The following is a 1,617-nucleotide window of genomic DNA, read 5'->3' on the forward strand; positions in this document are numbered from 1 at the left end:
GAGTTTACCTTGACCATGGGCAAGAACGATGTTGTACTCGATGCGGTATTAAAAGAGAATATAGACGCCCCGTATTCCTGTCAAGGGGGTGTTTGCAGCAGTTGTGTTGCACGGATCATCGAAGGCAAGGCCGAAATGGTGAAGAACCAGATACTCACCGATGGCGAGATCGAAGAGGGATTGATCCTTACCTGTCAGGCCAGGCCGCTTACCCCAACACTCAAAATCGATTATGACGATGTTTAAAGCCCTACTTCGACTAAGGTTAAATTGAGCGTCTGCCTGCCTTTGGCACGAAAGTCGAAAGGTTCAGCACAGACCTAGCGGCCAAAGTGGCTGCTTATGATGCCCCTTTTTACAAACTCCTTGGTTTGTAGATTGTCCTTTCAAATTAAAATACGTTGGATTGTTGCATCTCGTCCTATTTCGAGTCGATTTAAACGACAACTTTTGATCTTTCCTCTTTATTAAAATCCTAGAAATAAACCCACTGGTCGGTTACCCTTTATGTATCTTTTTAAAGTTGATCCCTTTTCTTTGTAAAGAATAAGGTCTCCTATCGACCTAATTGAAATAGGATTTATTTAAATTTACGGGACACTAGTATTAAATGAAAGCATCTAACGAACATCATACCGCTATTTTGGTTTTTGCGCTCTCTTCGGAAGAGGAACAAAAGCGCAAAAAAATCCGAAATGGGGACCGGTTGTTCAGTGCGCTTTACGAACATAGCCTGAATATAGTATCTAAAACCGGACTCCCTTATTTTCATTATACGGAGAAAGAACAAGAAGGGAATTCCTTTGGCGAACGATTTACGAATGCCATACAGGCTGTTTTCAATAAGGGCTATAGATCGATTATCACCATCGGGAACGATTCCCCCCAACTAAAAATCTCCCATATTCAAAGAGCAGCCGTGCTTTTGGACCATAATAAGTCGGTTATAGGTCCTTCCGCAGATGGTGGCTTTTACTTAATGGGATTGCATCGCAAAAACTTCAATCTAGAAAAATTCAAGGATTTGCCGTGGCAGACTTCCAAATTGGCAACCCAACTAAAGAGGGAATTCTCGAAAACCACATTCGAATTTGTACCCCTGGCCCGATTATTTGATATCGACAATAGTCAAGACCTTTGTATTTTATCGAAGTATTCGGATCAGCTTACTTATCGTATTAAAAAGATTATTTTGTCATTGGTCGGGATTACCGCTTCCATTTATAAGACAGAATATCCTTCCATAGAACAGTTTGTATTCAAGTCCCATCAAAATCGGGGATCTCCCCGACTTCTCAAGGCATAGCAACCCTATGCCCTTCCCTTTGGTTTTTCAAACAACCGTACGATAACACATCAAATTGGTGATTCGTGCCTTTTACATTTCGAAAGGAATGGGCATATCACTATGAAATACACAACAATTTATATATATCAAATGACAAAATCATATTACGACCCGGCAGACCTTCGAAAATTTGGAAATATTACGGAATGGAGCGAGGAATTAGGCACTAAATTCTTCGATTATTACGGAAAGGTATTTGAAGAGGGTGCTTTATCGGCACGGGAAAAATCCTTGATTGCCTTGGCCGTGTCCCATGTCGTCAAATGTCC

Annotated in this window: 3 protein-coding genes; all 3 read left to right on the forward strand. The window is 41.1% G+C overall.

Features of this window, described 5'->3' with window-relative positions; genetic code table 11:
- A partial coding sequence (locus WBM98_RS16485) for a 2Fe-2S iron-sulfur cluster-binding protein (RefSeq protein ID WP_424367115.1) occupies window positions 1–246 on the forward strand: 246 nt, incomplete at its 5' end.
- A gap of 364 nt (window positions 247–610) precedes the next feature.
- Entirely contained in the window at window positions 611–1,306 is a 696-nt protein-coding gene (locus tag WBM98_RS16490; RefSeq protein ID WP_424367116.1) for a TIGR04282 family arsenosugar biosynthesis glycosyltransferase, read from the forward strand.
- A 132-nt stretch (window positions 1,307–1,438) separates the two neighbouring features.
- Window positions 1,439–1,617, forward strand: a 179-nt coding sequence (locus WBM98_RS16495) for a carboxymuconolactone decarboxylase family protein (RefSeq protein WP_424367117.1), incomplete at its 3' end; no start/stop codon positions are given.

The organism is Maribacter sp. (genome assembly GCF_049667165.1).
Classification (GTDB): domain Bacteria; phylum Bacteroidota; class Bacteroidia; order Flavobacteriales; family Flavobacteriaceae; genus Maribacter_A.

Bases quoted from the DNA above. Each gene is read 5' to 3' on its own strand.
- WBM98_RS16490 (WP_424367116.1), top strand. From the start codon at position 611: ATGAAAGCATCTAACGAACATCATACCGCTATTTTGGTTTTTGCGCTC.